The 7,830-nt window shown below is 59.1% G+C and carries 6 protein-coding genes; all 6 read left to right on the top strand.

Features of this window, described 5'->3' with window-relative positions; translation table 11 throughout:
* Positions 1 to 521: substrate-binding domain-containing protein (locus tag ACRESJ_RS17470; RefSeq protein WP_431759019.1), on the top strand; the 521-nt coding region annotated here is incomplete at its 5' end.
* Positions 522 to 758: 237 nt separating this feature from the next.
* Complete coding sequence (locus tag ACRESJ_RS17465; protein ID WP_431759018.1) at positions 759 to 3,041, top strand: ABC transporter permease subunit; 2,283 nt, start codon at positions 759 to 761, stop codon at positions 3,039 to 3,041.
* A gap of 15 nt (positions 3,042 to 3,056) precedes the next feature.
* The gene (gene pstA, locus ACRESJ_RS17460; RefSeq protein ID WP_431759017.1) at positions 3,057 to 4,727 is read left to right on the top strand and encodes a phosphate ABC transporter permease PstA; all 1,671 of its coding nucleotides are present in this window, start codon (positions 3,057 to 3,059) and stop codon (positions 4,725 to 4,727) included.
* A gap of 190 nt (positions 4,728 to 4,917) precedes the next feature.
* Complete coding sequence (pstB, locus tag ACRESJ_RS17455) at positions 4,918 to 5,751, top strand: phosphate ABC transporter ATP-binding protein PstB (RefSeq protein WP_431759016.1); 834 nt, start codon at positions 4,918 to 4,920, stop codon at positions 5,749 to 5,751.
* Positions 5,752 to 5,863: 112 nt separating this feature from the next.
* Positions 5,864 to 6,625 (top strand): phosphate signaling complex protein PhoU, encoded by a 762-nt coding sequence (gene phoU / locus ACRESJ_RS17450; RefSeq protein ID WP_431759015.1) that lies wholly within the window; start codon positions 5,864 to 5,866, stop codon positions 6,623 to 6,625.
* A 167-nt stretch (positions 6,626 to 6,792) separates the two neighbouring features.
* On the top strand, positions 6,793 to 7,713 hold the full coding sequence (locus tag ACRESJ_RS17445; protein ID WP_431759014.1) for a response regulator: 921 nt from the start codon (positions 6,793 to 6,795) through the stop codon (positions 7,711 to 7,713).
* The last annotated feature ends 117 nt before the right edge of the window (positions 7,714 to 7,830 follow it).

Here is a 7,830-nt window from a genome sequence, read left to right as displayed (position 1 = left end):
CCTGGGGTGACCTGGGTGTGACCGGCGACCTGGCCAACAAGCCGGTTCAACTGTTCGGTCGTAACTCGGTATCCGGCACCTACGGCTACTTCAAGGAAGAAGCCCTGTGCAAAGGCGACTACAAGCCTAACGTGAACGAGCAGCCAGGTTCGGCTTCGGTCGTTCAGTCGATCAGCTCCTCGCTGAACGGCATCGGTTACTCGGGCATCGGCTACAAAACCGCTAGCGTGAAGACTGTGGCCCTGGCCAAGAAAGGCAGTCAGGACTTCATCGAAGACACCGAAGAAAACGCCCTGAACGGCAAGTACCCGCTGTCGCGCTTCCTGTACGTATACGTCAACAAAGCCCCGAACAAGCCTCTGGCCCCGCTGGAAGCCGAGTTCGTGAAACTGGTTCTGTCTAAACAAGGCCAGGAAGTTGTGGTGAAAGACGGCTACATCCCACTGCCAGCCAAGGTTGCTGCAAAAGCACTGGCTGACCTGGGTCTGCAAGAAGGCGGCGAAAACGTCGCAAAAAAGTAACACCCTAGGTTCGGGGCTCACCCCGGACCTGTAGGAGCGAAGCTTGCTCGCGAATGCGGTGATTCAGTCAGCATCAATGTTGAATGTAACGACCCCTTCGCGAGCAAGCTTCGCTCCTACAAATGCCGGTACGCCGGCCCTCAAATTTTCTATCCACTGCCAGTTGCCACTGGCGGCGGATTTGTCGCGTCACTGCACTGTCATCTTTCTGTCATACAGGATCGCTAGGGTGTGCGAATGAATGATCTGGCCAATTCCAACATGACTACTAATCCCCCCAAGCGAATTGATTTCAATACGCCTGAGCTGCAACGCAAGCGTCGCATTCGCGCGCTCAAAGATCGCCTGACCCGCTGGTACGTCCTCGTGGGCGGCCTTGCAGTGCTGGGTGCGATTACCCTGATTTTCTTCTTCCTTGCCTACGTCGTAGCGCCCCTGTTCCAGGGTGCCAGCCTGACATCGAAGGACGCCATCACGCCTGCCTGGATGCAAGACGCCGGCAAGCCGTTGATGATCTCCCTGGAAGAGCAAAATCAGGTGGCCATGCGGGTTTCCGACAAAGGCCAGGCCATTTTCTTCGATATCGACAGTGGCGCCGAACTCAAGCGCGTCGATCTGCCTGTTCCGGCCGGAAGCAACGTGACTTCCATCGGTGAAGACCAGCCAGGTCACCCGCTGGTGGCAGTAGGCTTGTCCAATGGCCAGGCACTGGTTTTCCGTCACACTTATAAAGTTAGCTATCCAGACGGCAAGAAAACCATCTCGCCAGCCATCGAATACCCGTACGGCGAAACCCCGATCACACTGAACGAAACCGGCGGTGCGCTTGAGCACGTCAGCCTCAACGCTACCGATTCGACCCTGATGCTGGTCGGTGCCACCGGTTCACAACTTAATGTTTTGTCGCTGACCAGCGAAGAAAACATGATGACCGGCGAAGTTACCAACGAGCAGAAGCGTATCGACCTGCCGCAGATGACCGAACCGGTGAAGAATATCTTCGTCGACCCGCGTCAGCAGTGGCTGTATGTGGTCAACGGTCGTGCCCAGGCCGACGTGTTCAGCCTGCGCGACAAGAGCCTCAACGGTCGCTACAAATTGCTGGAAGACGGTGAAGCTCAAGTCACCGCCAGCACCCAGCTGGTTGGCGGTATTTCGCTGATCGTTGGTGACTCCAAAGGTGGGCTGGCCCAGTGGTTCATGGCCCGCGACCCGGATGGCGAACAGCGCCTGAAGCAGATCCGTACCTTCCAGATGGGCACTACGCCAATCGTTGAGATCACTGCCGAAGAGCGCCGCAAGGGCTTCGTCGCCCTCGATGCGTCGGGCAAGCTCGGCGTGTTCCACAGCACCGCACACCGTACCCTGCTGGTTGACCAAGTGGTGGAAGGACAAGGCCTGTTCGGTCTGTCGCCACGGGCCAACCGTGTAATTGTGGAAGCCGGCGGCAAGCTGCAACCGTTGCTGCTGGACAACCCGCACCCGGAAGTTTCGTGGAGCGCTTTGTGGAGCAAGGTCTGGTACGAGAACTACGACGAGCCTAAATACGTCTGGCAATCGACCGCCGCCAACACCGACTTCGAACCGAAACTGAGCCTGTCGCCACTGACCTTCGGCACCCTGAAAGCGGCGTTCTACGCCATGCTGCTGGCCGCGCCTCTGGCTGTTGCCGCTGCGATCTACACTGCGTACTTCATGGCCCCGGGCATGCGCCGCAAGGTCAAGCCGGTGATCGAGCTGATGGAAGCGATGCCGACGGTGATCCTCGGTTTCTTCGCCGGTCTGTTCCTCGCTCCGTATGTTGAAGGGCATTTGCCGGGTATTTTCAGCCTGCTGATGCTGCTGCCGATCGGCATTCTGGTCGCCGGTTTCACCTTCAGTCGCCTGCCTGAGTCGATCCGTCTGAAGGTGCCGGATGGCTGGGAAAGTGCCTTGCTGATCCCAGTGATCCTGTTCGTGGGCTGGCTCTCGCTGTACATGAGCCCGTTCATGGAAAACTGGTTCTTTGGCGGTGACATGCGCATGTGGATCTCCCACGACCTGGGCATCACCTACGACCAGCGCAACGCTCTGGTAGTCGGCTTGGCCATGGGCTTCGCGGTGATCCCGAACATCTACTCGATCGCCGAAGACGCCGTGTTCAGTGTGCCACGCGGCCTGACCCTGGGCTCCCTGGCCCTGGGTGCCACGCCTTGGCAGACCATGACTCGCGTAGTGATCCTGACCGCTAGCCCGGGCATTTTCTCGGCGCTGATGATCGGCATGGGCCGTGCGGTCGGTGAAACCATGATCGTGTTGATGGCCACCGGTAACACCCCGGTCATGGAAATGAACCTGTTCGAAGGCCTGCGCACACTGGCTGCCAACGTCGCGGTGGAAATGCCGGAGTCGGAAGTCGGCGGCAGCCACTACCGCGTGCTGTTCCTCTCGGCGCTGGTGCTGCTGTTGTTCACCTTCATCATGAACACCCTCGCGGAACTGATTCGTCAGCGTCTGCGCAAGAAATACTCGTCGCTTTAAGAAAGGTAGAAGTCTGTGAAACAGAACTCCCTGAAAGGATGGTTCAAGAGCGGCGCCCCGGGCGTCTGGATCAGCGGTGGCGCGGTGTCCATCGCGGTCATCATGACCATTGGCCTGCTGGCGGTAATCGCCGTGCGCGGTCTGGGTCACTTCTGGCCGGCGGACCTGGTGCACGCCAACTACAACGTGCCGGGCCAGGCCAATCACCTGGTCGTCGGTGAAGTGGTACAGAAGGAAGAAGTGCCGCGCGCACGTCTGAAAAGTGCTGGCTTGCCTGTGCCGGACGAAGGTCCGGAGTTCATGACCCGTGAGCTGATCAAGGTCGGCAACCGTGACCTGAACGGCACCGATTTCACCTGGATCGTGGGCGAGTGGCTGACTAACCAGAGCACGCCGGTCGAGCTGATGGCCATCGAGCGCCGCGAGTGGGGCAACTTCTACGGTTACCTGGTCAACGTCAAACAGGACGGCAAGGTAATCGCCGAAGGCGAAGCTGCATGGCCTGAACTGCAAGCGCGGATCGATCGCGTGAACAAGCTCGCCACGCAGCTCAAGACCCTGGAAAAGACCGACATCGGTGCGATCAACGCCGGGCTCGAACGCATCCGTTTGCACAGTCGCAAGCTGGAGCTGGAAGGCAAGCTCGACCCGACTGCGCAAGCAGACATGGAATCCGAGCGCGCCGAGCTGAACGCCCGTTATCAGGACGTTGAAGCTCGCCTGAACGATCTGCACGCGCAGTTCAACCGCGATGCGCTGACGGCTCGCGATGCCAACGGCAAGGAAATTGAAATCAGTCTGGGCAAAGTCGTTCACGCCTATCAGCCGAACGCCATGGGCACCTTTACCAAGATCGGTTTCTACTTCAGCAAGGTCTGGGAATTCCTGAGCGACGATCCGCGTGAAGCGAACACCGAAGGCGGTATTTTTCCGGCGATCTTCGGCACCGTGATGATGACCCTGATCATGGCGATGATCGTGACCCCGTTCGGTGTGCTGGCGGCGGTGTACCTGCGTGAATACGCCAAGCAGAACGCATTGACCCGAGTGATCCGCATTGCGGTGAACAACCTGGCGGGCGTTCCGGCCATCGTTTACGGCGTGTTCGGTCTGGGCTTCTTCGTCTACGTGCTGGGTGGCTCGCTTGACCGACTGTTCTTCCCTGAAGCGTTGCCGGCACCAACCTTCGGTACGCCGGGCCTGCTGTGGGCTTCGTTGACCCTGGCGCTGCTGGCGGTGCCGGTGGTGATCGTGGCGACGGAAGAAGGTCTGGCGCGTATTCCTCGCACCGTGCGTGAAGGCTCGTTGGCACTTGGCGCCACCAAGGCAGAAACCTTGTGGAAGATCGTGCTGCCAATGGCCAGCCCGGCCATGATGACCGGCATGATCCTCGCCGTGGCCCGCGCCGCTGGTGAAGTGGCGCCGCTGATGCTGGTGGGTGTGGTGAAACTGGCGCCGTCGTTGCCGGTGGACGGCAACTACCCGTACCTGCACCTTGACCAGAAGATCATGCACCTGGGCTTCCACATTTATGACGTCGGCTTCCAAAGCCCGAACGTTGAAGCTGCGCGACCGCTGGTGTACGCCACGGCGCTGCTGCTGGTGCTGGTGATCGCCACGTTGAACCTGTCGGCAGTGTGGATCCGTAACCACCTGCGCGAAAAATACAAAGCGTTGGATAGCTAAGATCTGCGCGAAACCTGTGGGAGCTGGCTTGCCAGCGATGGCATCACTGCGGTGTCACTGTCAGACCGAGTCGTCTGCATCGCTGGCAAGCCAGCTCCCACAAGGGTCGGCGTCGGATATTGATTTTGAGTCACCCATTGGCCAGGCCAGTGGCACAAAGAACCGAATTTGTTAGCACAGGGAGCCTCCCATGCAGCACGAAACACATACCCACGGTATCAACATGTCGGCCCTGGGTCGCGACAAACAGAGCCTGAACCTTGAGCAGGAAACCGTGGCCATCCAAGTGCCTGGCCTGAGCCTGTTCTACGGCGAGAAACAAGCGCTTTACGACGTCAGCATGAACATCCCGAAACAGCGCGTGACTGCCTTCATCGGCCCGTCCGGTTGCGGTAAGTCCACGCTGCTGCGTACGTTCAACCGCATGAACGACCTGGTTGATGGTTGCCGCGTCGAAGGTGAGATCAATCTGTACGGCAACAACATCTATCGCAAGGGCGAGGACGTGGCCGAGCTGCGCCGTCGCGTGGGCATGGTGTTCCAGAAGCCGAACCCGTTCCCGAAAACCATCTACGAGAACGTCGTCTACGGTTTGCGCATCCAGGGCATCAACAAGAAGCGCGTGCTCGACGAAGCCGTTGAGTGGGCACTGAAAGGCGCGGCCTTGTGGGACGAAGTCAAAGACCGTCTGCACGAGTCGGCACTGGGCCTGTCCGGTGGTCAGCAGCAACGTCTGGTGATCGCACGCACCATCGCCGTGGAACCGGAAGTGCTGTTGCTCGATGAACCGTGCTCGGCACTCGACCCGATCTCCACGCTGAAAGTCGAAGAGCTGATCTACGAACTGAAATCCAAGTTCACCATCGTTATCGTGACCCACAACATGCAACAGGCCGCGCGGGTTTCCGACTACACGGCGTTCATGTACATGGGCAAACTGGTGGAATTCGGCGATACCGACACCCTGTTCACCAATCCGGCGAAGAAGCAGACCGAAGACTATATTACGGGGCGTTACGGCTAGCGCTGGGCCGCAAGCCGCAAGTTTCAAGCGGCAAGTAGAAGCAGTTAACGGGACGACACACATCAGCTTGCAGCTTGTAGCTTGCGGCTTCCAGCTTTTGCGGAGCAAAACCATGATTTCGAAGGAAGGCTTGACCCACCACATCTCCCAGCAGTTCAACGCCGAGCTTGAGGAAGTGCGCAGCCACCTCCTGGCCATGGGCGGGCTGGTTGAGAAGCAGGTTAACGACGCGGTCACCGCGCTGATCGAGGCCGACTCCGGCCTGGCCCAGCAAGTGCGTGAGATCGACGACCAGATCAACCAGATGGAACGCAACATCGACGAAGAATGCCTGCGCATTCTGGCCCGCCGTCAGCCGGCTGCATCCGACTTGCGCCTGATCATCAGCATCTCCAAGTCGGTGATCGACCTGGAGCGTATCGGTGACGAAGCGACCAAGATCGCCCGTCGCGCCATCCAGCTGTGCGAAGAAGGCGAAGCGCCGCGCGGTTACGTTGAAGTGCGCCACATCGGTGACCAGGTCCGCAACATGGTCCGTGATGCATTGGACGCGTTTGCCCGTTTCGACGCCGACCTGGCGTTGTCGGTGGCGCAGTACGACAAGATCATCGACCGTGAATACAAGACGGCCCTGCGTGAGCTGGCGACCTACATGATGGAAGATCCGCGCTCTATCTCGCGAGTCTTGAGCATCATCTGGGTACTGCGTTCGCTGGAGCGCATCGGCGACCACGCACGCAATATTTCGGAGCTGGTGATCTATCTGGTGCGCGGCACCGACGTGCGTCACATGGGCCTCAAGCGCATGAAAGAAGAAGTTGAAGGAACAAGCGGTGAAACCGCTAATGTTCTGGGCAAAGCTGACGATAAGTAAGGTTGCCCAAGTAAAGCGCCCGGCCTTTTGGTCGGGCGTTTTTGTTTGCGCCTCACGAATTCGAAAAGCAGCACCCGCGAACGAAAAATGTCGGCGTGACTGAAGGTTTCTGGCGATGTGCCATCACCAAAGCGGTATGCTTGCCGGGATTTTTAAAGGGGTTATGGATGAGTAAGGTCAGTGTGTTGGTCGTGGACGATGCCTCGTTCATTCGTGACCTGGTAAAGAAATGCCTGCGTAACTATTTCCCGGGCATGCGTATCGAAGACGCGGTCAATGGCAAAAAGGCGCAGGCCATGCTGGCGAAGGAAGCGTTCGACCTGGTCCTGTGCGACTGGGAAATGCCGGAAATGTCCGGTCTGGAACTGCTGACCTGGTGCCGTGAGCAAGAGAGCCTCAAAGGCATGCCGTTCGTCATGGTGACCAGTCGCGGCGACAAGGAGAACGTTGTCCAGGCGATCCAGGCCGGTGTTTCCGGCTATGTCAGCAAGCCCTTCACCAACGAGCAACTGCTCACCAAGGTCAAGCAGGCACTGCACAAGGTCGGCAAGCTCGACGTCCTCATGAATACGGCCAGCACCAAAACGGTCACGGCTTACGGCAACGACTCGCTGAGCGCCCTGACCGGCGGCAAGGCTGCCGTGGTGGCACCTGCCGCTGCACTTGCTCCGGCAGCTGCACCTGCACCTTCCCGTGGTTTGCTCAACAGCCCACCGGTCAAGGCGCCGGTCGCGGCTGCCGCAGCCGGAGGCGGGCGTGGCCAGGGTCAACTGCGTTTGCCCAACGGCATTCAGCAATGTGTGATCAAGGCCCTGAGCCTCAAGGAGGCGCTGCTGGTTATCAAGCGTGCCGAAAACCTGCCGCAAGTGCTCGACAGCGCCGTACTCGATCTGGAGCAAGGTGAAAGCGCCGAGACCGCGCGTCTGAATGGCTACCTGCATGCCATCGTCGCCCATGAGCAGAAACCTGACAGCGAATGGCTGCAACTGACCTTCCGCTTCGTCGACCAGGACGCGCAAAAGCTCGACTACATTTCCCGCCTGATTGCCCGTGGTACGGCGCAGAAGCACTTCGTTCCGGGTGCTTGAGACCGCGTCGATCCGGTTCGCGGGCAAGCCTCGCTCCTACAGGACAATGAGATCCGTAGGAGCGAGGCTTGCCCTAATGCCGGTCAGTTAAGGCATTTGTAGGAGCGAGCTTGCTCG

Source organism: Pseudomonas sp., from assembly GCF_050739655.1.
GTDB lineage: Bacteria > Pseudomonadota > Gammaproteobacteria > Pseudomonadales > Pseudomonadaceae > Aquipseudomonas.
This window is presented reverse-complemented; position numbering and strand designations above follow the sequence as displayed.

Excerpts from the sequence above, each read along its gene's own strand:
- ACRESJ_RS17465 (WP_431759018.1), top strand. The coding sequence starts at position 759 with ATGAATGATCTGGCCAATTCCAACATGACTACTAATCCCCCCAAGCGA.
- pstB (WP_431759016.1), top strand. The coding sequence starts at position 4,918 with ATGCAGCACGAAACACATACCCACGGTATCAACATGTCGGCCCTGGGT.
- phoU (WP_431759015.1), top strand. The coding sequence starts at position 5,864 with ATGATTTCGAAGGAAGGCTTGACCCACCACATCTCCCAGCAGTTCAAC.
- ACRESJ_RS17445 (WP_431759014.1), top strand. The coding sequence starts at position 6,793 with ATGAGTAAGGTCAGTGTGTTGGTCGTGGACGATGCCTCGTTCATTCGT.